The 25,917-nt window shown below is 69.7% G+C and carries 27 protein-coding genes and 4 pseudogenes; 18 read left to right on the forward strand and 13 right to left on the reverse strand.

Features of this window, described 5'->3' with window-relative positions; all coding sequences use genetic code 11:
- Positions 1–274: 274 nt before the first annotated feature.
- From ACIGYR_RS16445 to ACIGYR_RS16455, 3 genes and pseudogenes are all read right to left on the reverse strand, one after another.
- Positions 275–1,084 carry a hypothetical protein gene (locus tag ACIGYR_RS16445; protein ID WP_399599825.1) on the reverse strand — a complete coding sequence of 270 codons (810 nt, stop codon included), beginning with the start codon at positions 1,082–1,084 and terminating at the stop codon, positions 275–277.
- A pseudogene (locus ACIGYR_RS16450) lies at positions 1,066–1,263 on the reverse strand (IS5/IS1182 family transposase); the annotation flags it as partial. The gene ACIGYR_RS16445 and the pseudogene ACIGYR_RS16450, both read right to left, overlap by 19 nt.
- Positions 1,264–1,411: 148 nt before the next feature.
- Positions 1,412–1,843, reverse strand: coding sequence for a hypothetical protein (locus tag ACIGYR_RS16455; RefSeq protein ID WP_399599827.1), 432 nt, complete (start codon positions 1,841–1,843; stop codon positions 1,412–1,414).
- A gap of 685 nt (positions 1,844–2,528) precedes the next feature.
- Here ACIGYR_RS16455 and ACIGYR_RS16460 point away from each other — a divergent pair.
- From ACIGYR_RS16460 to ACIGYR_RS16485, 6 genes are all read left to right on the forward strand, one after another.
- On the forward strand, positions 2,529–2,825 hold the full coding sequence (locus tag ACIGYR_RS16460) for a hypothetical protein (protein ID WP_399599830.1): 297 nt from the start codon (positions 2,529–2,531) through the stop codon (positions 2,823–2,825).
- A gap of 191 nt (positions 2,826–3,016) precedes the next feature.
- The gene (locus tag ACIGYR_RS16465; RefSeq protein ID WP_399599833.1) at positions 3,017–3,457 is read left to right on the forward strand and encodes a VOC family protein; all 441 of its coding nucleotides are present in this window, start codon (positions 3,017–3,019) and stop codon (positions 3,455–3,457) included.
- 186 nt (positions 3,458–3,643) lie between these two features.
- The gene (locus ACIGYR_RS16470; RefSeq protein ID WP_399599835.1) at positions 3,644–3,877 is read left to right on the forward strand and encodes a hypothetical protein; all 234 of its coding nucleotides are present in this window, start codon (positions 3,644–3,646) and stop codon (positions 3,875–3,877) included.
- A 509-nt stretch (positions 3,878–4,386) separates the two neighbouring features.
- Positions 4,387–5,220, forward strand: coding sequence for an aldo/keto reductase (locus ACIGYR_RS16475; protein ID WP_399599836.1), 834 nt, complete (start codon positions 4,387–4,389; stop codon positions 5,218–5,220).
- Positions 5,221–5,753: 533 nt separating this feature from the next.
- Positions 5,754–6,992 (forward strand): PP2C family protein-serine/threonine phosphatase, encoded by a 1,239-nt coding sequence (locus tag ACIGYR_RS16480; RefSeq protein WP_399599838.1) that lies wholly within the window; start codon positions 5,754–5,756, stop codon positions 6,990–6,992.
- A 355-nt stretch (positions 6,993–7,347) separates the two neighbouring features.
- On the forward strand, positions 7,348–7,713 hold the full coding sequence (locus ACIGYR_RS16485; RefSeq protein ID WP_399599841.1) for a hypothetical protein: 366 nt from the start codon (positions 7,348–7,350) through the stop codon (positions 7,711–7,713).
- 178 nt (positions 7,714–7,891) lie between these two features.
- Here the strand turns inward: ACIGYR_RS16485 and ACIGYR_RS16490 are convergent, their stop codons facing one another.
- Entirely contained in the window at positions 7,892–8,707 is an 816-nt protein-coding gene (locus ACIGYR_RS16490) for an aminoglycoside phosphotransferase family protein (RefSeq protein WP_399599844.1), read from the reverse strand.
- Between the two features lie 133 nt (positions 8,708–8,840).
- Here ACIGYR_RS16490 and ACIGYR_RS16495 point away from each other — a divergent pair, with 133 nt between their 5' ends.
- The 4 genes and pseudogenes from ACIGYR_RS16495 to ACIGYR_RS16510 all read left to right on the forward strand — a co-directional run bounded on the left by ACIGYR_RS16495 (position 8,841) and on the right by ACIGYR_RS16510 (position 12,431).
- Complete coding sequence (locus tag ACIGYR_RS16495) at positions 8,841–9,314, forward strand: hypothetical protein (RefSeq protein WP_399599847.1); 474 nt, start codon at positions 8,841–8,843, stop codon at positions 9,312–9,314.
- A gap of 357 nt (positions 9,315–9,671) precedes the next feature.
- Positions 9,672–10,226: pseudogene (locus tag ACIGYR_RS16500) on the forward strand (NAD(P)H-dependent glycerol-3-phosphate dehydrogenase); the annotation flags it as partial.
- Positions 10,227–10,294: 68 nt separating this feature from the next.
- Positions 10,295–11,569, forward strand: coding sequence for an APC family permease (locus tag ACIGYR_RS16505; protein ID WP_399599849.1), 1,275 nt, complete (start codon positions 10,295–10,297; stop codon positions 11,567–11,569).
- Between the two features lie 367 nt (positions 11,570–11,936).
- Positions 11,937–12,431: an HPP family protein gene (locus ACIGYR_RS16510; RefSeq protein ID WP_399599852.1), complete on the forward strand. Its 495-nt coding sequence runs from the start codon at positions 11,937–11,939 to the stop codon at positions 12,429–12,431.
- A gap of 328 nt (positions 12,432–12,759) precedes the next feature.
- Here the strand turns inward: ACIGYR_RS16510 and ACIGYR_RS16515 are convergent, their stop codons facing one another.
- On the reverse strand, positions 12,760–14,241 hold the full coding sequence (locus ACIGYR_RS16515) for a sensor histidine kinase (RefSeq protein WP_399599855.1): 1,482 nt from the start codon (positions 14,239–14,241) through the stop codon (positions 12,760–12,762).
- On the reverse strand, positions 14,238–14,978 hold the full coding sequence (locus ACIGYR_RS16520) for a response regulator transcription factor (protein ID WP_399599857.1): 741 nt from the start codon (positions 14,976–14,978) through the stop codon (positions 14,238–14,240). The genes ACIGYR_RS16515 and ACIGYR_RS16520 overlap by 4 nt, the downstream gene beginning before the upstream one ends.
- 211 nt (positions 14,979–15,189) lie before the next feature.
- Here ACIGYR_RS16520 and ACIGYR_RS16525 point away from each other — a divergent pair, with 211 nt between their 5' ends.
- Both ACIGYR_RS16525 and ACIGYR_RS16530 read left to right on the forward strand, forming a co-directional pair.
- On the forward strand, positions 15,190–16,554 hold the full coding sequence (locus ACIGYR_RS16525) for a ferric reductase-like transmembrane domain-containing protein (protein ID WP_399599860.1): 1,365 nt from the start codon (positions 15,190–15,192) through the stop codon (positions 16,552–16,554).
- Between the two features lie 10 nt (positions 16,555–16,564).
- Entirely contained in the window at positions 16,565–17,035 is a 471-nt protein-coding gene (locus ACIGYR_RS16530; RefSeq protein ID WP_399599863.1) for an FMN-binding protein, read from the forward strand.
- 190 nt (positions 17,036–17,225) lie between these two features.
- Here ACIGYR_RS16530 and crcB (ACIGYR_RS16535) read toward each other — a convergent pair whose 3' ends face one another.
- The 4 genes from crcB (ACIGYR_RS16535) to ACIGYR_RS16550 form a co-directional block, all read right to left on the reverse strand.
- Positions 17,226–17,594: a fluoride efflux transporter CrcB gene (gene crcB / locus ACIGYR_RS16535; protein WP_399599865.1), complete on the reverse strand. Its 369-nt coding sequence runs from the start codon at positions 17,592–17,594 to the stop codon at positions 17,226–17,228.
- Positions 17,594–17,833, reverse strand: a complete 240-nt coding sequence (locus tag ACIGYR_RS16540; RefSeq protein ID WP_399599868.1) for a hypothetical protein — start codon at positions 17,831–17,833, stop codon at positions 17,594–17,596. Before ACIGYR_RS16540 ends, crcB (ACIGYR_RS16535) begins: the two co-directional genes overlap by 1 nt.
- A gap of 10 nt (positions 17,834–17,843) precedes the next feature.
- Complete coding sequence (crcB, locus tag ACIGYR_RS16545; protein WP_391842341.1) at positions 17,844–18,455, reverse strand: fluoride efflux transporter CrcB; 612 nt, start codon at positions 18,453–18,455, stop codon at positions 17,844–17,846.
- Positions 18,456–18,841: 386 nt separating this feature from the next.
- Positions 18,842–19,321 carry a hypothetical protein gene (locus ACIGYR_RS16550; RefSeq protein WP_399599871.1) on the reverse strand — a complete coding sequence of 160 codons (480 nt, stop codon included), beginning with the start codon at positions 19,319–19,321 and terminating at the stop codon, positions 18,842–18,844.
- 292 nt (positions 19,322–19,613) lie between these two features.
- On the opposite strand from ACIGYR_RS16550, the pseudogene ACIGYR_RS16555 reads away from it, so the two are divergent.
- Positions 19,614–20,144, forward strand: a pseudogene (locus ACIGYR_RS16555) (GTP-binding protein); the annotation flags it as partial.
- 9 nt (positions 20,145–20,153) lie between these two features.
- On the opposite strand, the gene ACIGYR_RS16560 reads toward ACIGYR_RS16555, so the two are convergent.
- On the reverse strand, positions 20,154–20,699 hold the full coding sequence (locus ACIGYR_RS16560) for a GNAT family N-acetyltransferase (RefSeq protein WP_391842337.1): 546 nt from the start codon (positions 20,697–20,699) through the stop codon (positions 20,154–20,156).
- 80 nt (positions 20,700–20,779) lie between these two features.
- Between ACIGYR_RS16560 and ACIGYR_RS16565 the strand changes: the two genes are divergently transcribed.
- The 3 genes from ACIGYR_RS16565 to ACIGYR_RS16575 all read left to right on the forward strand — a co-directional run bounded on the left by ACIGYR_RS16565 (position 20,780) and on the right by ACIGYR_RS16575 (position 22,257).
- On the forward strand, positions 20,780–20,941 hold the full coding sequence (locus tag ACIGYR_RS16565) for a hypothetical protein (protein WP_399599874.1): 162 nt from the start codon (positions 20,780–20,782) through the stop codon (positions 20,939–20,941).
- Positions 20,942–21,074: 133 nt separating this feature from the next.
- Positions 21,075–21,536, forward strand: a complete 462-nt coding sequence (locus ACIGYR_RS16570; RefSeq protein WP_399599876.1) for a pyridoxamine 5'-phosphate oxidase family protein — start codon at positions 21,075–21,077, stop codon at positions 21,534–21,536.
- Between the two features lie 187 nt (positions 21,537–21,723).
- The gene (locus ACIGYR_RS16575; protein WP_399599878.1) at positions 21,724–22,257 is read left to right on the forward strand and encodes a GNAT family N-acetyltransferase; all 534 of its coding nucleotides are present in this window, start codon (positions 21,724–21,726) and stop codon (positions 22,255–22,257) included.
- Between the two features lie 419 nt (positions 22,258–22,676).
- Here the strand turns inward: ACIGYR_RS16575 and ACIGYR_RS16580 are convergent, their stop codons facing one another.
- On the reverse strand, positions 22,677–23,438 hold the full coding sequence (locus ACIGYR_RS16580; RefSeq protein ID WP_399599881.1) for a DeoR/GlpR family DNA-binding transcription regulator: 762 nt from the start codon (positions 23,436–23,438) through the stop codon (positions 22,677–22,679).
- Positions 23,439–23,527: 89 nt separating this feature from the next.
- On the opposite strand from ACIGYR_RS16580, the gene ACIGYR_RS16585 reads away from it, so the two are divergent.
- Positions 23,528–24,730 carry an MFS transporter gene (locus ACIGYR_RS16585; protein WP_399599883.1) on the forward strand — a complete coding sequence of 401 codons (1,203 nt, stop codon included), beginning with the start codon at positions 23,528–23,530 and terminating at the stop codon, positions 24,728–24,730.
- A gap of 29 nt (positions 24,731–24,759) precedes the next feature.
- Positions 24,760–25,407: an HAD family hydrolase gene (locus tag ACIGYR_RS16590; protein WP_399599887.1), complete on the forward strand. Its 648-nt coding sequence runs from the start codon at positions 24,760–24,762 to the stop codon at positions 25,405–25,407.
- A gap of 42 nt (positions 25,408–25,449) precedes the next feature.
- On the opposite strand, the pseudogene ACIGYR_RS16595 reads toward ACIGYR_RS16590, so the two are convergent.
- Positions 25,450–25,875, reverse strand: a pseudogene (locus tag ACIGYR_RS16595) (EF-Tu/IF-2/RF-3 family GTPase); the annotation flags it as partial.
- Between the last annotated feature and the right edge of the window lie 42 nt (positions 25,876–25,917).

Below are 25,917 nucleotides of genomic sequence, written 5' to 3' on the forward strand. Positions count from 1 at the left end.
GACGATGTCGCGTCGCGTGAGTCTCGTGATCCTCTGCGTGCTGTTGCTGTGTGATGCCGGGGCGGCGGCGGACTGCGTCATGGCCCCAGGATGAACGCACTCCGCCTCACGTGGTGGGTGATTGAACATCAAATGTCTCTGACCGCAGCGGCGACATCACGGATGCTGCGGCATCAGCGTGCAGCGTTCCCGCCTCACCCGCCTGGCCGCGGTCGAGGATCCACGTGGCCTGGCCTGGGGCTTTCGTGGCTCGGCCAGCGCCGGAACCGCCCGGCTAGTTGGCGGATGCCGGCACGGTGGGCGGCAACGGTATGTCGTAACGGCCGAAGAGCTCTCGGAAGAACCCGGCGACGACCCGAGGACCGCCACTCTGATCTAGTTCGTGGCCGCCGAAGCGATAGACCTCGTAGCCAGCGAGCTTCAACTGCCGGTCTTCCGACACCATCTGGCCATACAGCTCGGGGTTCGCCTTGCCGTTGACCGAGTAGTGCTGTTGGCCGTCGACCTCCAGGACCACGCGCACCCGGTGGGGCAGCAGCAGGAGGAAGTCCATACGCTGCCTCGCCAAAGGACCAGGCGCGGTCCGAGCCTTCGCCGTGTATAGGTCGTAGTGGAGATACACCTGGGGAATCAGGGCGGGCAAGGCGGACCCTCCCTCACGGAAGTACAGCGCCGCGTACGTGTGGAACAGGACCTTCTCCGGCGGGGAGGCAAGCGATTCTGCAAGGCGTGCGCACAGAGCCGCGGAGGCGGCAGCCTGATCACCGGATACGGCGGGGTTGGTCTCCTGCCCCCAGCTCACGAGCTCCGACCAGGACAGGCCGGCGGCGCCGAGGGGCCGGGTGTACGTCAGGCAGTACTGGGCGTTGCGGACGATGTCGAGGCGGTTGTTGACCGCGTCGCGCAGAACGATCTCAGGCTTGGGACCGTTAGCGGCAAAGATCAGGTTCTTGAACTCTCCGTCGACGCCCGTCATACCCAACGACGCGAGGATCTGCTCCAGCTCCGGCGCCTCGTACTCGTCGAGGACCTTTCGTGCGGCGGCGGTCAGCTCTGGCACCGCCAGCGGCCGCAGCCGATGCATGAGGTAGCGGTACTTGCTCTTGAACTGACCAGAACGTAGATGATTGCGGCGAAGACCGCCTCATCATCGATGTTCGCGACACCGCCCCCTTGCGGCCGAACCCGCGCCGGCGGCAGCAACGGCTTCGCTATCTCCCACAAGCCGTCCGGAACGATCCATCTCCACCGTCCACTCCCCATGTCCAGCACAACTGCCAACTGACCATGTAGGACACGGTCCAAGTCCCGACGCCGACACCCGGCATCGACGTCAGGACGTTCCAGACCCGGCGTTCGTCGTGCTGCCACTCCGTATGTGCGGCGGCCGCGTGGCGATGCTGGGGAATGCTCACTTCACCTTGTACTCGCACGGCTTGTCGGACTTGCCGCCCTGATTGTCGGCGACCTTCTTCCCATCGACCGTGATGACGCAGGCCGCTGCGTGCAGCATGCCATCAGAGCTGGGCACGGAGCCGGGGACGACGGACACCGTCGTGCCGATCCTCTTCTCGGCGTCCGTCGTCAAGGTGATGGTCGACGTCTTCTTCCAGGGCAGCTTCACCGTCTCCATCTTGTTGGTGTCGAGGTTGTAGTAGACCTGCGACGTGCCGGTACCGAGCACTTCGAGGGTGACCTCGTGCTTGACCTCGCCGCTCCCGCTGTTTTGCCGCGGCTTCGCGCTCGCGGACTTGTCAGCCGTCGACGGACCGTCGTCGCTGCCGCAACCTGTCAGTAGAGCAGCGGCCAGGAGCAGAGCCGTCCCAGTGATGATCTTGCGCATGATTCCCCCTTGCAGATGAGTAAGTGATCTTAATCTGCGTACGACTGCCACCCGTGCCCGGGCCGAGGCGCTGTCAAGGTCTGTGGATCGGGCCAGGTTGAGGCAACGGTGTGGACATCCCTGATCTTGATGTCGTCCTTGCTCCGAGTGACTTCGTGACAATCCCAACCCCTCGGGTCTCTCCGGATCCACCTGCGCGCGCTCGAGTCTCGCCGGGGCCACCAATGGGCGCTCGGCGGGATGCGAACCTGCAAGCTCTGATCCTTGGCTCCACAGAACCGGCCGCCGACCGTCATACAGGGCGCGCTATGCGCCGACGAGGACGCTGCTTGGCGGCGCGGCGCCTCGCCGTCCAGCACCCGCCCCGCCCGCTGAACTGCCGTCGCGCCCGTGCGCGACGGGAGGGCCCCGGCCGCCGCGCCCTCGCAGCCCGGCCCGGCCGCGCGCACCAGGTCGGTTGCTGGGCAAGCCCCTGGTGAGCCGGGATCGACCAACGACACGCGCAGCGACGTATTGCGCGTGCTCGGAGCCGCCAGGATCAGGAAGCGGAGCGGGCCGCGCAGAAGGCCGGCGGTCGGCTCTTCCGCTTCCGCGCCTGACCGGGGCAGGCCTTCCGTCGGCGGCGCGGGCCGGCCCGAGTCGCCCCGGACCCGCGTTGTCAGTGGTGGCTGGAAGACTGAACGACATGAACGGCGATGAGCAGCTGCTGCGCGGCCGGGTCTACGGCCAGGACCACGATGTGCCCAACCCGGGCGCGCTTCCGCACCGGACCTACGCCACGCTCATAGGCGGCCCGCTGGACGGGTTGCTGTTGGACATCACCGGGTGGCGGCCGGAGGAGATCGACGGTGGCGTGGCCCTGTCCACCGAGCTGTCCCGGTGGCCCGGCGGCCGCGCTCTCTACGACCCGCGTCCCGATGAGTCGCGCACACCAGGCCCGGGTGTGAGCTGCCGCTTCTACTACTCCGGCGACACCCCCTGACCGGCGCTCATCCCGTCCACGGCCTTGTCCAGGCCGGGCGAAGAGGAGGTACGTCGTCGGGGGAGAGGTCGGGACGGGCGAAGAGGGTGTTCGGGTTCGGCGGTCTGAGGATGTCGAGAGCGTGCCACCGGCTCCGTCCCAGGGACATCAGCGGCCACCACCGGCCGCGCGAGCGAGATGGAGAAACCAGGATGGCGATTCAGCGAATGGACAACGTCGGCATCGTCGTCGAGGACTTGGATGCCGCCATCGCGTTCTTCGTGGAACTCGGTATGGAGCTGGAGGGCAGGGCGGAGGTCGAGGGCCTCTTCGCCGACCGGTGCACCGGACTCGACGGCGTCCGCTGTGACGTCGCGATGGTCCGGACCCCGGACGGTCACAGCCGACTCGAGCTGGCGAAGTACCGCAGCCCCGCGGCGATCAGCGCCGGGCCGCGTAACCGGCCGCACAACATTCTGGGCACGCACCGCGTCATGTTCGCCGTCGACGACATCGAGGACACCGTTGCCCGCCTGCGCCCTCACGGCGCCGAACTCGTCGGCGAGATCGCCCGGTTCGAGGACAGCTATCTGCTCTGCTACCTCCGCGGCCCGGAGGGGATCATCGTCGGACTGGCCGAGCAACTGCGCTGAGAACGAGGCACCGAACCATGCAGCCGAACGAGTCATCGAGGTTCTGCATCGCCCGGTCAGTCAGGAGCCGCCAGCCCGTGCAGTGACCCGCCCGGCCTCATCGACGGTGCCGGCCGAGGCGTCGATACGGTCCTCGAGGAGGTGCGCCGTGAACGCGAATGACGTGTACTGACTGCCCGCATCCGAATGATGATAAGCCCCGGCCCAGCAGGAGTTCCGGCGCGGTCACGTCGCCACAAGGCCATACCGGTCTACGCCGACCCGGTACGGCCGCCGAACAACGCCCGGTTCGTCTTTCTCAGCCCGCACACGACCGAGTTCTTCCGCCACTCGGACGAAGTCGCCGACGACACCGTCGCCATGCTGCGCGCCGAGGCCGGCCGCGATCTCTACGACCGGAGGCTGACGGACCGATCTTGAACTCGCCGCCCGGATCAGCGAGGGCAGCACCTGTCACGTGTAGCGGCGCTCTCAAGCGCAATGCCTGCCGTCAGCGCGTCGATGATCGCGCTGCCATTCGGAAAGATCCCGATCACATGGGTGCGGCAGCCGCGCGACGCGGACGGCTTCCGCTGGATGAACCATGGGCCAACGGGGATCTTGCGCGCGCCGCAGCCGGGATCCGGTGGGGGCGGCTGCCGGGAGAGCTGGGCTCCGGCTCAGGGGATGGCTTGCCGGTGCCGGCGGCGGGAATGGGACGAGACCGGGGCACGGGACCGGCTCTGACGGATCCACTGTGCCCGGGGCCATCCGTTCCAGCACCGGCTCAGAGCTGTTCGGCGTACAGGGCAGAGCGCCGTTCACCTCTGGGTGAGGCGTTACGGAGCACTCCATTCCGGTCTGAGAGGATTCCCTTCCGATCTCAGATGTATGGCGTGGTGCAGTGCGTGGTCGGCAGTCTTGGCCACCGTTACAGCCAGGAGGAAGCCATGGCGGATCCACGGACGGTGGTCCTTCCCTGCGGGGTTGCGGTCCCGGCGCTCGGTCAGGGCACCTGGGGGATGGGAGAGCACCCCGGGCGCCGCGCGGCCGAGGTGTCGGCCCTGCGCGCCGGCCTGGACCTGGGAATGACCCTCATCGACACCGCGGAGATGTACGGGGACGGCGCGGCGGAGGCGGTGGTGGCCGAGGCGGTGTCCGGACGGCGGGACGAGGTTTTCCTGGTCAGCAAGGTGCTCCCTTCCCACGCGGACGCCCGTGGAGTGGCCGAGGCATGCCGGGGGAGCCTGCGCCGGCTGCGCACGGACCGGATCGACCTGTACCTGCTGCACTGGCGCGGAGCTGTGCCGCTGGAGGAGACGGTCGAGGCGTTCGAGTCCCTGGTGCGGGAGGGTGCCATCCACTCCTGGGGGGTGAGCAACCTGGACGTGGAGGATCTCGCGGACCTGCCGCCCGGAGCCGGGCCGCAGACCGACCAGGTGCTGTACAACCTCAGCCGTCGCGGGCCTGAGTACAGTCTGCTGCCCAGGTGCCGTGAACTGTCGATCCCCCTCATGGCGTACTCGCCGGTCGAGCAGGGCCGACTGCTCGGCCACACGGCGCTGCGGGAGGTGGCGGCCGCCCACGGTGCGACGCCCGCGCAGATCGCCCTGGCCTGGGTCCTGCGGCACGAGGACGTCATCGCGATCCCGAAGGCGTCCTCCCGCGGGCACGTCGAGGAGAACAGGGCGGCTCTGGAGGTGGACCTGACCGCCGAGGACCTCGCGACCCTTGACCGGGCTTTCCCGCCGCCGCGGGGCAAACGGCCGCTGGAGATGCTGTGACACCGCTGCGACGCGCCCGACCGGCTTCCGCCCGGAGCCGGGTGGGCGGGCCGCACCGGTGGCGGCCGAGGGCGTCGTAGTGTTCTTGCAAGGCGGGGGACATGGCGACGCGGTGCTCTTCGAGGAGGCTGCGGGAGTACGGGTTGAGTGTCTCGGCAAAGGCGCCTCGTAGGGAGATCGGTCACCGCTTCCACGAGACACGGTCCGTCCGTCGCCATCGCCCGGCGCAGCACGTCTGCCGGACCGGTTCGGGGGAGACAGGCGGGGCGGCGGCCCTGGGGTCCCTCAGCGCTTGTGGCCGTTGCCGTGTCCGCCGGGACGCAGGACCGCTGGAAGCCATGCCTTCCATGCACGCCTGTGCCATCCGAGTGGGCCGCGATGGTCTGGCCCGTCGCCTTGACCACGAACCCAGCCACCTCGGCCGTGGCCGTGCTTCCGTTGTCACGCTTCCGTTGTCACGACTGGCCACGGATTGACGCCTGCGCTGGTGGTTCTCAGGCTGGTGTCAGGGGCGGGTGGAAGGGAGCGCGGCCGTGAGCGATGGACGCAGTGAGCTTTCCCGGTTGCTGACGGCTGTGGAGAGGGCGGCGCCGGTGGACGCCGTGGATGTGGTCGCGGAGGACTTGCAGCGACGATATGGGGCCGAGAAGGTCTCCTTCCTCATCGTTGACCTGACGGGAAGGGCCGTGGCGAGGTTGTCCACCGCCGGGACGGCGGAGGACGACTGGGAAGCGGAGCGAATCCCGCTGTTCGGCAGCGTCTACGAGCAGGTGGTCCGTACCCAGCGGCTGTACCAGGAGGTGACCGTCCAGGGGCAGCGAGTGATCGTGCCAGTGACCAATCGGGGGGACGCCATCGGGCTGCTGGAGCTGCTCCTGCCGGCTGCCCCCGATGCGCACGTCCTCGATGGGGTCGGGGAAGCCGCCCACGCTCTGGCCTACGTCGTGATCGCCAATGGACGCTTCACCGACCTCTACACCTGGGGCAAACGCTCCAGGCCCCCCACGCTGGCTGCGGAAATCCAGTACCAGTTGCTGCCCCCGTCGCTGTCGTGCGAGGCCGCACAATTCACGCTGTGCGGGCATCTGGAGCCCTCCGAGAACCTCAGCGGCGACACCTTCGACTACATCCTGGACCGCGACACGCTGCACGTGTCGGTGACCGACCCCATGGGGCACGACATCGACGCCGCCCTGGCCGCGACGGTCCTGGTGGGCGCCTTGCGCGGTGCCCGCCGGGCAGGGGCCGATCTCGCCGAGCAGGCCCACCGCGCCGACCAGGCCCTGGCCGCTCACGGCCGCGGCCACGCCACAGGGCAGCTACTGCGCATCAACCTCCACACCGGACAGGCCCGGCTGGTCAACGCCGGTCACCCCTGGCCGCTGCGCCTGCGTGAGGGGGTCGCGGAGGTGATCAACTGCGAGGTGGACCATCCGTTCGGGCTGTCCGTGCGCGTGCCTCACCCCTATCGCGTGCAGGACATCGATCTGCGTCCTGGCGACCGTCTGCTCATGCTGACCGACGGCATGTTCGAACGTCGCGGGGCAAAGGTCGACCTGCTCGCCATGCTGGAGCGCACCAAGAACCTGCACCCGCGAGAGACTGCGCTGACGCTGACGTCCGCAGTCGTGGACCCTGCCGATGGCTGGCTCGAAGACGATGCCACCGTGATGTGCCTGGACTGGCATGGCCCTCAGCGGACCCAGCGGCACGTCAGCTCCGGCGCGGACACTCGGCAAGCCTCGGCCGGCCGCATCAAGCGAGAGTCGTGACGAAGGAGCCGGCCATGAAGGCGGTGGGGAAGAAGATGTCAGCGAAGATGCGGCCGGGTCGCCGGCGCATAAGACACCCCGCACCCGCAGTCCCGGCACCGCACGAACTCGACGTGCCGACGGCCGCACGTCTTCTTCCGCTCGTCGCCGTCCCGCAGGGCGGGGCAGGCTCGGCGTCGCGCTGATATCGGAGTGCGAACATGCGCGGGAAGGTGTCACAGTCACTGCCGTGACCTTGATGGACGTACTCGTCGACTTCTCCCGTACTGGCCGGATCGGGCCGCTCAACTGCGGAATGTCCCTCGCTGAGGCTGAACACCTCCTTGGCCCGGGGCGCCCGCACCCGGCTCACATCTTGAAGGGGTCCGATATCGACGGCTACCCCTACTCCTGGGACGGGCTGGAGCTGGTCATCACCCAGCGAGCCGTCAGCGGCATCTGGATCAACCTCTGGCCCGGCTCGACCGCCAGGCTTCCGGCACTCGTCCTGCCTGATTCCGGGTCATTCGAGGCCACCGTCGTCCGCGAGGAACTGGTCGGGGCCCTCGACAGCGCAGGCTGCCGGCACACGGTCAACAGCATGCTCACCTTCGGTCAGCAATCAAGCCTCGTCACCCAGCCCGCGGAGGTCTGCGCGGTCTTCAGCCTGCCGGGACGAGACAACCGCGTGCCACACCGTGACCGGCACTACCTCAACGTGATGCACAAGCGCACGGTTTGACCTCGCCGATTCCGCAGGCGCAGCGACATGACCAGGTGTCAGATGTTCGCCCGGGCGAAATTCCCGCTTCTCCGCAAGCGCGTTTTCCTGCTGCCCCCGCCGACGCAGCCACTGACTGCTGAACCGGACCGGTAGTTCCTGAGCACGGACATGGCTTGTCCTTCTACCTCTGGCCCGGTCAGTCCAGCAAGGTGGTCGTGAACATCTCGTGGTGGGCCACAAGCCACTCCTGGATGCGGTCCCACCGTTGCCAGCCTCCGCTCTCGGACAGCACCTGTGTGTAGACAGGGTCGCCATCGGTCACTCGGTCGGCGACGAAGGCCCGGCAGGAGGCTGTGGCCTGTTCGATGATGCCGGGTAGTTCAGCGCGTTCCTGCGGAGAGAGGCCGTAGCCGTCGGCGAGGATGCGCAGTCGCGTCGGGGCGTCCAGCCCGGCGGGGTAGAGGGCTGCCGCGGACGTGGGATCGAGCATGGGGACCCAGTAGCGGGCGGTCATGGCGACGTCCCACAGCGGTCGTCCGGGCGCTGCCAGGTCGAAGTCGATCAGGGCTGTGGCATAGCCGTCGCGGAAGACGACGTTCTCCGGGCACACGTCGTTGTGGCACAGCATCGTTCCTCCCTCCGGGTCGGCCAGCGCCTGGGGCCATGCGGCGTGGGTGTCCACGGTGATGGCCGCGCTGGCGTCGTGCAGGCGTCGCAGCAGGCTTCCCACCGAACGCAGAGCGGTCTGCGTCATCACCCAGCGGGGAAACGGCGGCAGGGCAACGTCGCCGGGGATGTAGGTCAGCTGCTCGCGGCCGCCCGGGGTGAGCTGGATCGGGGTCGGAGCCGCGTCGAAGCAGTGTTCTCTGAGTGCGCGGAGGTGGGCGTGGAGGGCACGCGCAGTAGGCGGCGCCGGGCGTTCCACCAGGGAACCGCGGCGGAAGACCGCGCCCGCGTTCATCATGCCGCCGTCGAGTGCTTCGCCCTGTGTCGCCCCGTCCTCAGCTGTCATGTCGATCACGCTATCGGGAGATCGGCGGCGGTTGGGCCGGTTGCGAAATGCGCTTCGAACTTGGTGGCTTAATGAGTATTCACCTGGCGCTGAGCATAGAGTGAGTTCCTCGACGAATCGGCGGGTGCACGTCATGGAGATCACCGTCCAGTGGATACGGACGTCCTGGACGAAGTGGTCCCGGGGAGGGGAGGCGGCCTCCCGCAGGAACGCGGCCCCGGTCGGCTTCGCTCTCCCGCAGGCTGAGGCCGCTTCCGCACACGTGATTCGTATGCATGAGAGAAACGGCTTCGCGCCGTATGACACCCAGACAGATCCCGGCAACGTCGATGTTCAGCTCCGTGAAGCCGACGGACGGCTGCGGGTCTTGCCTGGAGTGCAGCCGTTGTTTGCCCTACCGCCGAGGCGGAGACGGCCCCCGGCAGTGCGACTCGCCCTCGGCCAGTGGGTGCGGTGGCAGCTCAACTACCGCTTCAGCAGCGCGGCGGGGATGCAGGACTGGTCGTACCGGCTGGACACGTTCAACATCGCCTACGGCCCTGTCGAGACCGATGTGTTCCTGTCCACCCCCACCGTATTCGTCGACGAGCAGGGGCCACTGCGATAACCCTGTCCTGAGCGTCGACCACGGTTCAGATGACGCTACGTCACCGAGACCGAGCCCCGCTGATCGTCCTCACGGAACGCGTGCCTGATCCCCCTGGAAGTGAACGAAGCCACCCGTGACGCGGCTCTGTACGCTCCAGTCCCGGCCGGTGATCTCCTGCGACCGGTCGGCGAACGGTACGCGCGGGAGGGACCGCGATGGGGGAGAGGTGGGGGGGATGGTGGGCCGCGCGGCCCTGGTCGCCCTGACCCACTCCCGCCCGGCTGCGCATCAGCCGGCCGGGACGGCCGCGGTGGGTACGATGTCCGCACCCGTCCGCTCCACCGGCGTCGGGCCCACCGACAGGGAGGGCCTCATGACGAGCACGCCGCCCGCCTCGTGCAACGGGCCTGCCACACCGCGTACTTCCGGCCCTGTACCAGCACCGACGTCACCGGCTGCGAACTCGGCGGCGCTGTGAAGAACGTCATCGCCCTCGCCGTCGGCATCGCCTCCGGCATGGGCCTGGGCGACAACGCCAACGCCATGCTCATCACCCGTGGCCTCGCCGAAACCACCCGCCTGGGCCGCGACTTGGGGGCCGACCCGCTCACCTTCTCCGGCCTCGCCGGCCTCGGGGACCTCGTCGCCACCTGCACCTCCCCGCTCTCCCGTAACCGCACCTTCGGCACCCACCTCGGCCAGGGCATGACCGTCGCCGAAGCGACAGCCGCGACCCGGCAGACGACCGAGAGCGTCAAGTCCGCTCGCGCCCTGCTCGACCTGGCCGACGCCACACACGTCGCCGCACAGTGCTTCTGCCCTCACGCGAGTCCTGTTCGGCGCCCTGTCCACAAAGTAGGTCCTACCAGCACACCGCCGGCACCACCGTCCCACCGGCGCCCCTCTCCGTCCTCGCAGTGCACGACCTGATCACCTCGCGGTTCACGCCCGCCCGCTACGGTGTGGCGACATCGGTGACGACACGTAGGTGGCGCAGCATGGATCCGCAGTCGCGGGATGAGGAAGCGGCCACCCTTGAGCGGCGACTCGGGGTGTTCGACGCCGTGGTCATCGGCCTGGGATCGATGATCGGGGCGGGGATCTTCGCCGCGCTCTCGCCGGCCGCGCACGCCGCGGGCTCGGGACTGCCGGCCGGTCTGGCGGTCGCGGCCGGGGCGGCGTACTGCAATGCCACGTCCTCCGCCCGCTTCGCCGCGCGGTATCCGCAGTCCGGCGGGACCTACGTCTACGGCCGAGAGCGCCTTGGCGAGTTCTGGGGCTACCTCGCCGGGTGGGCGTTCGTCGTCGGCAAGACCGCGTCGTGTGCGGCGATGGCGCTGACCGTGGGGTCGTACGCGTCGCCGGGGCACCCGCACATCGTCGCGGTGGCGGCCGTGGTGGCGCTCACGGCGATCAACTGTCTGGGTATCCAGAAAGCGGCATGGCTGACGCGGGCGATCGTGGCGGCGGCGCTCACGGTCCTCCTGGCCGTGGCGACCACCTGTCTGACCTCGGGAGCGGCGCAGGCGGGACGACTGGACGTCGGGGCGGACACGTCCGTGACCGGTGTGCTGCAAGCCGCGGGACTGCTGTTCTTCGCCTTCGCCGGGTACGCCCGGATCGCCACCCTCGGCGAAGAGGTGCGGGACCCGGCGCGCACGATTCCGCGCGCCATTCCCATCGCGCTGGGGATCACCCTGATCGTCTACGGGGCCGTCGCGGTGGCCGTGCTCGCGGTGCTGGGGCCCAAGGGCCTGGCCGACCAGGCGGCACCGCTGGCCGAGGCGGTGCGACAGGCAGGCGTCCCCGGATTGGCCCCCGTGGTGCGTGCAGGGGCCGCGGTCGCCGCGCTCGGTTCACTGCTCGCGCTGATCCTGGGAGTGTCGCGTACGACGCTGGCGATGTCCCGGGACCGCCACCTGCCGTACCTTCTGTCCGCCGTGCACCCCCGCTTCCACGTGCCGCACCGCGCCGAACTGGCCGTCGGCGCGGTGGTGACGGTGCTGGCCGCGACGACGGACGTACGCGGCGCGATCGGCTTCTCCTCGTTCGGAGTGCTCGTCTACTACGCCATCGCCAACGCTTCTGCCTGGACGCTGACGGCGCGGGAGAACCGACCGCCACGAGCGATCCCGGCGCTCGGTTTTACGGGCTGCCTGGTCCTGGCCTGCTGCCTGCCGGTCTCGTCGGTGGGCTGGGGCGCGGCGGTACTGCTCGTCGGAGCAGCCGCTTATGCGGTGCGCCGCAGTGCGGAGGCGGGCCGGGGGACGTGACCCCGGCGCGGTGGTTGCCGGCTCTTGAGTACGTCGTGGTTCTCGGACAGGGCGCCGGCGCGGAACCCGTGACGCCGGCTGCGCGGCTCCCGGCGGCCCCGCAGTCGGCCGCCTGCCGGACGGCAGGGACGCTCAGGGGCTGATCGGGTACGACGCCGGGCCGAGTGGCCCCGCGCCCCGGCCGACCGTGCGACCGACGGCATGCCCCCGCGAGCCATGCGGCCCCGCCATGCGGCCCCATGACAGCAGGCTCCTGGCGGACGAGCATAAGGAGTACACGGCCATACCAGGCACCCCCGACAGCTGCGTCCCATGCAGTGTTCCGGACGGCGTGCGGACGTGGGGTGCCCAGCACCAGGAGGCAACGGTGAACGAGCGACCCGCAGTGCGGAGCCTGATGGATGCCGCCCCGTACTCGATCAGCGAGGACGAGAGCGTGCTGATGGCCTGGGAGGTCATGGAGAGGTCCGAGCAGTGTCAGCTCCCCGTCGTCCGCGGGGACGGCTGCTGCGCCGGACTCCTGGACCGTGCCGAACTCGCGGTGATCTGCGCGGCCGCCGCCACGACGCTGTCGCGCCGCAGGGTGCGTGACCTCGTGCACGGCCGCCGGACCGTCACGGTCCACCCCGAGGAGTCGGCGCTGCGCGCGGCGACCGTGATGACGGAGGAACACCTCGACGCCCTGCCGGTCACGGATCAGCACGGACGACTGGTCGGCCTGCTCACGGCCCGGGACTACGTGGCTTCCGTCGCGGGTCCACGCGGTCACACCGAGCCCGTCGGCCGGGTCCCGGCACGGGCCACCTTGCCCGGCCTGCCGCCGCACCGCGCAGCTCGGGGGCACGGGATCGTCGTTCCGTAGCGGGCCGCGGACGGCGCCGCTCGGACTCATGAGCGGGACGTGCGGCCCCGTCCCGGGGCAGCAGCGGCGCCTCACCATGAAGGAGGAGCACGGTTCGGTTCCTCGAAAAGTTCGGGCATCGAACCGGGTCGTAGCCGGGCGAAGTTGAGGCTACGGCCGCCCACGCGGTTGTGCCGCGCCGGGATCTCAGGGGGCTGCACGGACGTGCCCCGGGGGAGCACGGCTCAGGCGTGAGCCGTGCGCGGCTGCTGGCGGCAGGGGCGCCGGAACCAGTGGCCGCCGTGCCCACTGGGTGACGGAACCGCCCTGGGCACAGGAGAGAGACCCCTCACGTCGGCAAGTGGACCTCGAACGTGGTGGAGCCCGGTTGGCTCACCAGGCCCACGCTCCCTCCGTGCGCCTCCACCACCGCCGCCACGATCGACAGGCCCAGCCCGGCTCCGCCGCCTGAGATGTCCGGGTGACGGCGGTGTTCGGCCCGGGTGAAGCGTTCGAAGACGCCTGGCTGTACCTTTTCGGAAATGCCGGGGCCGTCGTCGTGGACCGAGGCGACAGCCGGATCGCCGTCGGCTCTCAGCGCCACCGTCACCGTCGTGCCGACCGGCGTGTGCATACGCGCGTTGCCCAGCAGGTTGGCCAGCACCTGGTGAAGGCGGTGGGCGTCGCCCGGGACCATGACCGGTTCCTCGGGCAGGTCCAGGATCCAGCGGTGGCCGGGACCGGCCGCGCGGACGTCGGTCACCGCGTCCAGCAACAGGCGCGTCAGGTCCACCGGGCGGCGTTCCAGTGGCCGGCCCGCGTCGAGCCGGGCGAGCAGGAGCAGGTCGTCGACCATTTCGCCCATGCGCGCGGACTCGGCCGAGATGCGGCGCAGGGCGCGGGTGATCTCGGGCGGCACCGGTCCGGGATGGAGGAGCGCCAGTTCCGCGTGACCACGGACCGAGGCGACCGGGGTGCGCAGCTCGTGGCTGGCGTCGGCGGCGAAACGACGCAGTCGTTCCTCGCTTGCGTGCCGCTTGGCCAGGGCGTCCTCGACGTGGCCGAGCATGCGATCAAAGGCCACGGCGACCTGGCCGACCTCGCTGTGCGAATCGGTCACCGACGCGCGTGACGGCAGCGTCACCTCGCCCTTGGACAGCGGCAGTTCGCTGACCTGAGTGGCGGTGGCGGCGACCCGGCTGAGCGGGCGAAGCGACCAGCGCACCCACAAGGCCCCGGCCACCCCGGTCACCACCAGAGCCAGGCCGAAGACGGCTCCGGCGACCAGTTCCAGCCGGTGGACCGTGGCCTGGACCGGCTCCAGGGGGAGGCCGACGACCAGCACGTCCCCGTCCCGGCCCGGCGACGCGACGACCCGGTAGTCGGCCAGGGCGGAAAGGTCGACGGTGTGGGCCCTGCCATCGACCGGCACCCGGGCCAGACGCCCGGCGTCCGCCGCGGACAGGCTGACGTTCAGGTCGGCCGCGGGGTCGCCACTGCGGATCAGACCCTTGTTGGTGACCGTCCCGTGCAGCAGGCGCGCCCCGAAAGTGCCGGTGGCCATGCGGCGGGTGTCTCCGTGTTCGTCCCCGTCGTGGTCGTCCGGCAGTCTGCCGTTGTGCTCCAGGCTCTCCGGGAACCGGGTGCCGACCTGGGCGAGCTGTTCGTCCAGGCGATGGGTGAGGAATCCGTTCAGCTCGACCACCGCCGCCAGGCCGACGGCCGCGCAGCTCACCGCCAGCAGCACCACCAGGCCGACGGTGAGCCGGGCGCGCAGGGTGCGCGGCCGGGGCAGACGGCGTACGCCACCGAAGCGCGGCCCGCGGATCACCTGGCCACCGGCTTCAGTACGTAGCCCGCCCCGCGCACCGTGTGGATCATGGACTCGCGTCCCGCGTCGATCTTCTTGCGCAGATACGAGATGTACAGCTCGACCACGTGAGCCCGGCCGCCGAAGTCGTAGGACCACACCCGGTCCAGGATCTGCGACTTGCTGAGCACACGGCGTGGATTGCGCATGAGGAAGCGGAGAAGTTCGAACTCGGTCGGCGACAGCTCGACCAGCTCGCCGGCCCGGGTCACCTCGCGGGCATCCTCGTCCATCACCAGGTCTCCCACGATCAGCCGCGGCCCCTCTTCCAGCATCCGGGCCATGCCCGCCCGGCGCAGCAGGCCCCGCAACCGGGCCACGACCTCCTCCAGGCTGAAGGGCTTGGTGACGTAGTCGTCCCCGCCGGCCGTGATCCCGGCGATACGATCCTCGACGGCGTCCCGCGCCGTGAGGAAGAGCACGCACACATCGGGCTTGACCTCGTGCAGCCGGCGCAGCACAGCGAAGCCGTCGGTGTCCGGAAGCATCACGTCCAGGACGACGGCGTCGGGCAGCAACTCGCGAGCGGCGGCGAGCGCGGCGGCGCCGTCCCCGGCTGCGCGCACCTCCCAGCTCTCGTACCGCAGGGCACCGGTGAGCACCTCCGCGAGGTCCGGGTCGTCGTCGACGACGAGGACCCTCAACGGGGTGCCGTCGGGTCGGGTCAGGGCCGGGCGGCCGGAACGTGTGGTGTTCATCGCGTCTACCAGCATCGCCCCTTCCGACAGGCGCATCCCACCGTCGCCGCTCTGAATTTCCTCTGAGTGCGCTCTGACCCGCGGAGCGCCGCCTGAGAAATCCCTGAGAGTTCCCTCTCGAAGGGCCCGTGACGGCTTCGCTCAGAGGTTCCTGAGAGCTTCGGCCCGCACAGTGGCCGGCCAGGCACGACGGACGAAGGGACGGCGATCGATGACCACCGCGGAGGATGCTCGACGAGCGGCACCGCCCGTGCCCGCCGCGGTACGGCGCTTCCGACGCTGCGGCGCGGGCGCCGTGCTGACCGTGCTGTGGGCCGGTGCGGCGGCCACCGTCGCCCTCTGGTGGGCGGACACCACGTCGGTGGTCGGCACAGGCGGCTGGCTGACCGGCGCCGGCCGCATCGCCGGACTGCTGTGTGGCTACGCCTGCGCCGTGCTGGTCGGTCTGATGGCACGGGTGCCGCTGCTGGAGAGACGGATCGGCTCCGACCGGGTGGCCCGCTGGCACGCGATGGCCGGCCGGTACACGGTCTGCCTCCTCGTCGCGCACGTCATGTCGGTCCTCGCGGGGTACGCGGCCCAGGACCGGGCCTCGCTCTGGCACGAGACGGTCACCGTCGTCCTCGACTACCCGGACATGCTCAAGGCCACCGCCGGCACGGTGATCCTCCTCGCGGTCGGCCTCACCTCGGCGCGCGCCGCCCGCCGGCGGACCAGCTACGAGTTCTGGTACCACGTGCACCTGCTCACGTACGCGGCCGTGTTCCTCGCCTTCTTCCACCAGCTGACGCTCGGCGACGAGTTCAACGGCAAGCCGGTCGCGACCGCCGCCTGGTACGCGCTGTACCTGGGTGTCACGGCCCTCGTGCTGTGGTTCCGGATCCTCAGCCCGATCCGGCTCAACCGGCGCCACCGGCTGCGCGTGGAGTCGGTGCACAAGGAGGCTCCCGGTGTGTACTCGGTCGTCGTACGCGGGCGACATCTGGACGAGCTGGGCGCTCGGCCGGGGCAGTTCTTCCGCTGGCGATTTCTCGGTGACGGCATGCGCTGGACGTCGACGCCGTACTCCCTGTCGGCTCCGCCGCGCCCGGACCTGCTGCGCATCACGGTCAAGGCACTCGGTGACCACAGCGCGGCCGTCGCCCTGCTGCGGCCTGGCACCCGGGTGTGGGCCGAGGGCCCGTATGGCTCGCTGACGGCCGACCGGGTCACCAGCCACCGCTCGCTGCTGATCGCGGCCGGCGTCGGCGTCACCCCGCTGCGCGTGCTGTTCGAGACCCTGCCCGGCGAGGTGACCCTGCTCTACCGGGCGCGCGGCGCCGAGGATCTGGCGCTGGGCGGTGAACTGGAGGCGATCGCCCGCTGGCGCGGGGCGCGAGTGCTGTACGCGCTCAACGGGCCGGAGGGTCAGCGCCCCGAGCTCACGGCGGAATCGCTGCGTGCGACCGTCCCGGGCCTGCGCGGCCACGACGTCTACATCTGCGGCCCGCACACCTTCGCCCGTGACGTGTACGAAGCCCTGCGGGCGGCCGGGGTGCCGGACCGCCGTATCCACCACGAGTCGTTCGAGTTCTGAGGTCCCACACATGCATCCCCTGAAGAAGAACCGGCCCCTGCGCCGTATCGTGCTGGCGAGCGCGGCCACGGTCTCCGGACTGGTGCTGCTGCTGTCGATGAAGCCGCACACCAGCCCCGCGCTGGCGACAGCGAACAGCAAGTCACCCACGGTGTCGAGCAGCTCCGCCGCGTCAGGCGGTCCCTCGTCGGGAACGCAGACCGGTTCCAGGACCATCACCGGTGACACCGTGCAGACCCGCTGGGGACCGGTACAGGTACGGGTGGAGATCACCGACGGCCGGCTCACGGAGGTGACGGCCGTCGACTACCCGCGGGACAACCCGCGTGACCGCGAGATCAACAGCTACGCCATTCCCCGGTTGAGGCGCGAGGCACTGGCCGCGCAGAGCGCCGACATCGACATGGTGTCGGGCGCCACGTACACCAGCACGGGTTACCAGCAGTCGCTTCAGTCCGCGCTGGACTCGGCGGCCTCCTGACCACTCGCGGCATGGGGCACGCATCGAAGAGCGCATCGAGGCGGAGGCGGAGGCGGAGGCCGAGGCCCCGGCCCTGTCTTCGTAGAAGCGGTGTCGCGCGTACTCAGGGCGGCCTGGGACCGCGGGTACGACGCCGTCGCGGCCTGCGATCGCCTTGGATTCACAGGGGGACGCCCGAACCGGCATCCCGTCACAGCCACGTCAGAAAGGTGTAGCCGGCGGTGGCGGCGCCGAGGCCGACCAGGAGGCTGCCCAGGGCGTTGAGTCCGGCCTCGGCGAGGGAGCCGTCTTCGAGGAGCCGGATGGTTTCGAAACTGAAGGTGCTGAAGGTGGTCAAGGCGCCGCACACGCCGGTGCCCAGCAGCAGCATGACGCCGCCGGGCAGGCCGTGGGCTGTCACGGCCCCGGCCAGGGCACCGAGGATGAGCGACCCGGCGATGTTGACGGTGAAGGTGCCGAGCGGGAAGACACTGTCGTGGCGGCCCTGGATGGCCTTGTCGGTGAGGTAGCGCAAGGGCGCGCCGAGCATGCCACCGAGGAACACCAGGAGGACGGGCATCAATGGGGCTGCTCCTCGGGGGCGGGGCTGAGTCCTTTGCCGCTCTGTGCGACGACTTGGACCGGTTCCAGCGGGATCAGTCCCTCGGGGGCGACCTCACGGGCCTCTGCCTTGTGGGGGTACTGGTCGCACTCGCCCAGACAGATGGCCATCCACAGGACCGGGCCGTTCAGGGACAGCCGCGGCGGCCGCGGGGGAGGCTTGTCCTCGGGGTGGTGCCGGGGAAGGTGCGGCTTCATCGCTGCCTCTCTACGGGGCGGGCCGCTTGGGGAGCGGGGTGGCCGTTCCGGCGGTCGGCACGGGGGGTACTTGGCTGCGGCGGCTGGGGCCGCGGCGCACCGGCAGTCCGGCGGCCCGGCGGACGGCCGCGATGCCGAGCCATGCCGTGACCAGCCCGGCGACAAGGCTCGTCAGGGCGTAGGCGTCGGCCTTTGACCAGTCGCCCAGGGAGAGCAGGTGGTGCAGCTCCACGGTGTACGTGGAGAAGGTGGTGTAGCCGCCGAGGAACCCGACCCCCAGGAAGGGCCGGACGTAGCGGTTGGGCGGCCATACCTCCAGGACGCAGACCATGAGCACCCCCAGGGCGAAGCATCCGGAGATGTTGGTGATGAAGGTGGCCCAGGGGAACCCGCCGGCCGGGGTGGGCCAGGCGAGGGCGAGGCCGTAGCGGGCGATGCTGCCCAGTCCGCCGCCCAGGGCGATCACCGCCAGGACGTCCGTCTGGCGGGAGCGCTTGGCTTCGGCCGGTGGCTGGACAGTCTGCGGTCCGGCGCCGACCTCGACGTCCGGGTCGACCGGCAGAACCTCCGCCGGCGGCGCCGCGTCGTCGCCGGGCCGGGCCGGGGGTTCTCCGCGGGACATCGGCTGCTTCCTCACCGGGCTACGTTGATCCAGTCCGAGGGCGGTCCGCGCGCCGCAATCTGCGGTCCCTCGAGATCGAGAGGTGCGTCGGACGCGAGGGGTGACCGCGGAGCTCCGAGTGCTCCTGTTCAGCTGAGACGCTGTCCGGGACACGGGGGCACGGTGTCCTTCTACCTGGGGGTGTGCCTGCATGGCAGGTACCAGGTGGGCATGCTGTCGACCCGGGTAGACGGTCGCGGTTCCGGCGAGCCCCACCGCCATCATTTTCACTGTACGCCGTCGTGCATTGAGTGATGGGTGCCGTCGGTGTGGATACACGGCGCGCGCCTTCACTGCCTGGCTGCCCTGCCCCCTTCTGAGGGCAGGGCAGCCACGCAAAGAAGGGATCAGCCGATGTGGTAGACGGTGACGGTCACCTCTCCGTCCGGACCGGGGATGGTGTACGCACCGGGGCCGTGGAAGGGCTCACAACCCTCGGCGAGGACGTCATCGGCGTTGATGCCGGTGTCGTCCTCACCCACGAAGGCACACACCTCGTAGATGAAGTGGTCGGCGAACCTGTGCGTGAAGCCGTACTCCGGGTAGCGCGGCACGGTGGGGGTGTTGATGTCCAGGTCCGGGTGCTCCCACAGGGTGGTCTGCCGGAGGCCGCCATCCGTCACGAAGACCTTGCCGTAGGGCTCGGGCAGGTTGTTGTCGTCCTTCTCCTGGGGGTTGGAGAACTCGATCGAGTAGGTGATGGGCCCACCGGGATACCGTGCCTGTGCAGCGGACTGCGCCTGAGCCGATCCGGCACTCACCACACCGGCCAGCAGTAAGGCCGCCGAGGCGAGGGCCGCCAGTCGACCCGTGGACGTCGGACGCATCCCTGTCTCCTCTCACTCTGCGTAGCCGTGCGACTACTCTCTGAAGATAGGTGAGGTCTACGGCCGATCGAAGGGTGCCCCGGTCAAACCACCCGGGCGTATGGCGCCGAGGCTCTGGAGACGGTGAGTGCGCGGGGCGGCCACCCTGGCAGCAGGAGAGGGCCAGATGCTGATCGGCAGCGGCGAGAGTCGCAGGGCCCTGGTTGAGCAGATGAGGTCCAGCCGGCCATGAACCCCCATACTGGGCGTCAGGGCGGGCAATCCGCAGGCAGGACCCGCCATTTGCAACGCAGGCGCACCCAAAGTACGCGGGGGGAGCGGCGCGCTGGGCGCCGCTCTGCTGGCCGGCTTCGATGTCGCGGCGGCCGCCGCCCGTGTGCATCCTGCGTGCGCATTGCTGCCGCAGGAGTGCGACGAGCACGGCGTGAGCACCCTCGTCTGGCGGCGCGAACGGCCCTTCCACCCGCAGCGCCTCTACGCGGCACTGGAGGACCTGACCTGCGCCGCCGCCCGCAGCCGTGGCCGGTTCTGGCTTGCGGACCACCCCGACACATTGCTGTCCTGGGACGCCGCGGGCGGCGCGCTGTGCGTGGAGTCGGCCGGACCCTGGCTGGCCGCCCTGCCTGGCGCCGCCTGGGAGATGGTGCCGGCCGAGCGCCGCCTCGCCGCCTCGGTGGACTGGCACCCCGAACACGGCGAGCGCTGCCGGTACCTCACCTTCACCTCGCCCGGCCTGGACCGCGACGGCCTGCCGGCCCTGCTCGACACCGTCGGCGCGTCCAGCACCCGGGTACGCGCCGAAGGGCCCGTCAAGGCCGGCTGACGCTACCGCTCAAACGGGCCGCTGCCTGCCGCGAGGGAGTCGATACAGCACGCTCGGACGCAGCGGCCCAGGCGGCACGGTCGGGTCATCGAAATCCTCAGCCGGATCACGGCTCATACCGATGCGACGCATCACAGCCTGGGACCGCAGATTGGTGACCGCCGTGACCGCGAGGATCTCCGGCAACGCCAGGGACCCGAAGCCGAAGGCCACCGCTGCCTGTGCCGCCTCAGTCGCATAGCCGTGCCCCCAGGCCGACCGGGCCAGGCGCCAGCCTGCCTCCACACCGGTGAACGGCATGACGTCCTCCACCGGATCCAAACCGGTGAACCCTATGAACTCGCCGGTGGCGATCACCTCGACCGCCCACCAACCCCAGCCTCGCTTGTCGATCTCCGCTTGGAAGCGGGCCACGGACGCGTTGCTTTGCTCGCGGGTGAGGACTCCCGGAAAGTGCGCACGGACTTCTGGATCGGCGTTCATCGCCGCCCACGGATCGAGGTCGGTCTCCCGCCACCCACGGAGCACAAGACGCTCGGTTCTCAGCTCAGCCACCACGCCAAGCTAACGCGAACAAGTCCACGGAGCGATCGAATAACGCACCCTCCAGCCAAGCGACCGCCGTCAGATCTCGGGTGCCGCGGAGAACCTTCGGCTCCTGGATCCTTCACGACGCCGATGCGGACCTCGACGAGTGGTTCGCCGCCATGGAGGCGCATCTCCAACTGCTACTTGCGCGTGAGCCCTCCGAGATCGACCTGTACGGGGAGCCGGTACAGGCCGTTCCAGCAGTGTGACTGAGCACTTCCGCTGGCCACTCTGAGCACCGCAGTTGGTCACCCCAAGCCCAATGCCGGGGGTTCATCGGTCGCTGGGAGTAGGTCCTGCGCCTCAGGCGCGCTTCGCGCCCGCTGGCTAGGGTCGGTCCTCATGGAGACCACGGGAATCCTTCGTCGCGAGACGGCGGAGCGCAGGCGCAATGCTCTGGAGCGGTTCGTTACCGAGCGGGATGTATGGGTGTCGACGGCTCACCCTGATCACGGGCCGCACCAGGTGCCGCTGTGGTTCTTGTGGGATGGGCGAGCAGTGTGGATGTGCACCAGCGCCACTTCCGCGACTGCGCGGAACGTCCGCAAAGAGCCGCGCGTGCGTTTGGCGCTGCCGGACACCTTCGACGTGGTGCTCCTCGAGGGTGAGGCGGAGTGCTTCCCGGACCAGGAGGTGCCCGGAGACGCAGGGGAGGCGTTCGCCGACAAGTTCGGGTGGGATCCACGCGAGGAGGAGGGTTCCTTTCTGTACGTACGCGTGGTCCCGAGGACCGTGCGCGCTTGGCGCGGCGTGTCGGAACTACGCGGGAGAGTCATCATGCGCGACGGTTTGTGGCTGGAGTGACGGCCACTCGGTGACAGGCCTTGCAGAGCGCTTCCGTCCGCCCGCATGATCTTCAGTTCTCACACACCGGTGATCAACGGTGGCCGCACCGTCACGGCACCGGCCCCCGCCAGCGTCACCGAGCACCTCTGTCGGCCCCTGAGTGCTTCAGTTCCCCAGGATCCGGCAGCAAAAGGATCATGGAGAGATGACACACCGGCTCACTTTCACACCAGCAACCGTGGTCCGACTCGCGCAGTACACGACGACCGAGCAGATCGAAATCCTCGGCGACAGTGCCGATCCCTTCGGCGTCGCAGACGCCGGGCTGACGTGGCTGCCCAAGGAACATCATTTCGGCATCAGGCAGAAGGGCCGCCTCGTCGCGCACGCAGGTCTGTTGCGGCTACCGATATCGATCGGCGAGGTCTGCACACAGGTGGTGGGCGTCGGCGGGGTGGCTGTCGCGCCGGATCTGCGCGGGCACGGTCTGGCCCGGTCGGTCGTATCGGCGGCAGTGGACCACGCGCGGACGATGGGGCCGCAGCACGGGCTTCTCTTCTGCCGGCCGGCCCTCGTCCCGCTCTACCAGCGACTCGGCTGGCGACCGCTTGAGCAGGACGTCCACGTCGAACAGCCCGAAGGACCCGTGATCATGCCGCTGCGGACCATGTGGACGCCCCTGCGCGAGGGTGCGAACTGGCCTGCTGGCGAGGTCCGCGTGCTCTCGCTTCCCATGTGATCGGTGGCTCCGGTGAGTGCCGTCCTGGGGCGGACGGCACTCACCAGCGTCAATGCCCGAGCACGAGATGGCCCGACTCCGGCACTCACCGGCCAACCGAAGCCCCCTGTCACACTCCCCGGGCGTCACGACCTCCTTGCGGGCCAGCGGATGGCTCGGTGCGGTCACCAGCACCGTCCGATCGTGCCCGACGACCGCGTGCGGGCCGAGCGCCCGGATGCCGTTGTCGTACTGGAAGATCAGGTCCAACCCGCTAGCGCCGAAAGCTGTTCCAACGTCCGCGGCGCCGCTGCCGCGATGGCCGTCTCCGTGCGTGCCCCGGGAGCCTGTCCGCCGGGGACGTCCGCGCCTGAAGCCTGTTGGTCGGGGACGTCCGCGCCCCGGGAGCCTGTCCGGCGCCCCGGTTCCATGGGGCCTCGTCAGACGACCTTGACGACAGTGCCCGTGCCTTCGAGCGCGGTTACCTCGTCGGTGGGTGCTGTGGTGTCGGTGACGAGGGTGTGCAGGAGTGTGGCGGGGCCGACGTACGCGTAGGCGGTGTGGCCGAGCTTGCTGCCGTCGGCTGCGACGAGGATGCGGCGCGCGGAGGCGATGCCGGCCTTCTTCACGGCTGCGTCGTCGAGGTCGTAGGCGGTCAGGCCCTCGGCTGCGCTCAGGCCGCAGCAGCCGATGACGGCGGTGTCGAAGCGCAGCGCCGCCAGGGAGGCGAGGGCGAGGGGACCGGTGAGGGCTCCCTCGGCGGCCCGAGGCTGCCCGCCGGGCACCATCAGCGTGGCCGGGCCGGGACCCTCGCCGAGTACATGGATGGCCTGCAATGACAGGGGCATCACGGTGACCGGCCGTCGGCGCAGCAGGCGGGCGATTTCCAGGCAGGTGGTGCCGCTGTCGAGGAGGACGGTCTCGCCGTCGGCGATGAGCGACGACACCTCCGTCGCGATGCGGCGCTTGGCGTCGACCGCCTCGTGAGCACGCAGCGCGAAGGGCGGCTCCTCGCCCCGGAGCAGCAGGGTGCGCGCCCCTCCACGGACGCGCTCAAGGACGCCCTGCGCGGCCAGCGCGTCGAGGTCGCGCCGGATGGTCATCTCGGATGCGCCGGTCAGTTCGACGAGTTCCTGGACCGTGATCCTTCCCGACTCCCTGACGGCCTGGGCGATCATTCCGTGTCGGTCTGCGTTCCTCATACCGTGATTGAACACCGGCCGAAACGAACATTCAATGTGTGCGAAGTGACAGTATTCAATCACTGTATCTGGTCGTTACGGTGGCAGCCATGAGTCATTCGCTGAGAGCTGCCCGAGTGGCGACCTTTGTCTACTTCATCCTGTGCGGTACTGCGATGGGTACCTGGGTGGTGCACATCCCCGCCATCGAGAAACGTGTCGGCGTCAGCCACGCGACGCTGGGGGGACTCCTGGTGGTGCTGGGTGTGGGTGCCTTCATCGGCATGCACACGGCCGGGCGTCTGACCGATCGGCTCGGGGCGCGCATCGTCGTCCCCGCCACCGGCGTCCTGTGCAGCGCGACCCTGGCGCTGCCCGGTCTTCCCCGGGATCCGTGGACGCTGGCGGCTGCCCTGCTGGCCTTCGGGTTCTGCAACGGCTGCCTGGACGTGAGCATGAACGCCCACGCCGTACACGTGGAGAAGGCGTACGGCCGTCCCGTCATGTCAGCCTTCCACGCCACGTTCTCGGTCGGCGGTGTCCTCGCCTCCCTCGTCGGAGCAGCCACGGCGAGCGCCGGTCTGAGTCCGGCCGCGGGCATGGCCGCAATGGGGGCCCTGGGCGTCGTGATCGCCCTGGTGTCGGCAGGCGCCCTGCTGCCGGCCGCGCCCACCGCTGCCGACACTGTCTCGACGGAGGGATCCGAGCAAGTGCCAACCGCCGAGCACCGCGTGACCAGCGGGCGCATCTGGCTCCTCGCCGCCCTGGCTCTGATGGTCATGCTGTGCGAGGGAGCCGCCAACGACTGGAGCGCTCTGCACCTGAAGGACGTCCTCGGTGCATCCGCGAGCACTGCTGCCCTCGGGTACGGCACCTTCGCGGCGACCATGACCATCGGCCGGCTGCTCGCCGACCGCCTCGTCGCGCGGTTCGGGTCCACGGCAATCCTGCGCCACGGCGCGGCAACGGCCGCCGTCGGCATCACGACGGTGGTCCTCTCCCCGTGGATGTGGGCGGCGCTCGCAGGCTGGGCGCTGTTCGGTCTCGGGCTGTCCGGCTGTGTCCCGCAGCTGTTCAGTGCAGCCGGGCACGCCGACCCTGCCGCTGCCGGGGCCAACGTCTCCCGCGTCGCCGGGCTCGGCTACGTCGGTATGCTCGCCGGTCCCGCCGTCATCGGCTGGCTGACCCATCTCGTCGCCCTGAACCACGCCTTCGTACTGCTGACGCTGCTGTGTGCGAGCACCGCAGTGGCCGCGGGGGTCCTGCGCACCGGATCCGACCGCACGCGCGAGACAGCAGCAAGCAGTCACTGAACGCTCCTCGGCCGAAGGAACCAACCACCATGTCCACCGACCGGAACATCGTGCTGTTCGACCTCTTCGGGGTCATCGCCCGCCACCAACGCCCGGGCGCCCTGGCGGAGATGGCCGGACGCTGCCAGGCACCCACCGGCGCCTTCACCACGGCGTACTGGGCCTGTCGCCCGCCCTACGACGCCGGCCAGCAGTCCGCGCGCGAGTATTGGACCGCCGTACTGCGACGGCTGTCCCTGTCCGTCGACGCCGACACGATCGAGGAACTACGCATCACCGACATCGACAGCTGGTCACGCGTCGACGACCAGATGGTCGCCTACGTCCAGTCCCTGCGCCGCGTCGCCGAGGTCGCGCTGCTGTCCAACATTCCCTCGGACCACGCGGAGGCATTCCTCACCGCGCAGCCCTGGCTGCACGAACTGGACCACGTTGCCTTCTCCGGGAAGATCAAAGTGGCGAAGCCGGCCCCAGCAGCCTTCCGTCACTGCGTCGCCGCCATGCGGGCGGCCCCGGCCGACTTCCTCTTCGTCGACGACCGCGAGGAGAACGTACGCGCCGCACAGGCCACCGGCATGAACGGACACGTCTTCACCGACCGCGACGAGCTGGCAGCCGCCATCGAAACATGGCTGCCCACTCGACACCGCACGCGGGAGCCGGGTCACGGTCGCTGAGCCTGCGGCACGCCCGTGGTGACGGAAAGCGAGGGACTGGCCCTCCTCAAGGGCGACGGGCCGTTCGAGCGCGACCGTCACCGCGCCTTTGTGCAGCGGCTGCAGCGTGTCCGTTCCCCGGGTCAATGTCACAACGCCCGACACCACGGCGGTACGGATGTGGAACTGGAGACGCTCACCCGTGCGTACTTCGGCAGCCCCGTGTTCCTCGGACAGCAGCATGATGTCCGCGGCGAAGCCGATGTGCGCGTCGATTGAGCCCGATGCCGCGAGCACCTGTCCCCGCTCAACGACTCCCGCCGCCACGCCGCGCAGCAGCAGTCCTACGTTCATGCCCGCACACGCCTCGTCAGTGGGCAGTTCGCTCGCGTCGATACCAGTGACGTGAGCGATCATGCCGCCGAAGCCGACGAGCTCCACCGCGTCACCTTTGCGGACCCGCCCACGCTCGATCCGGCCCGTCGACATGACCAGCCTGCCCCGGCGGAAGACATCTGCGACAGCATCAGG

The sequence above is a fragment of the Streptomyces sp. NPDC053076 genome, from assembly GCF_044546845.1.
In the GTDB taxonomy this organism is placed as follows: Bacteria; Actinomycetota; Actinomycetes; order Streptomycetales; family Streptomycetaceae; genus Streptomyces.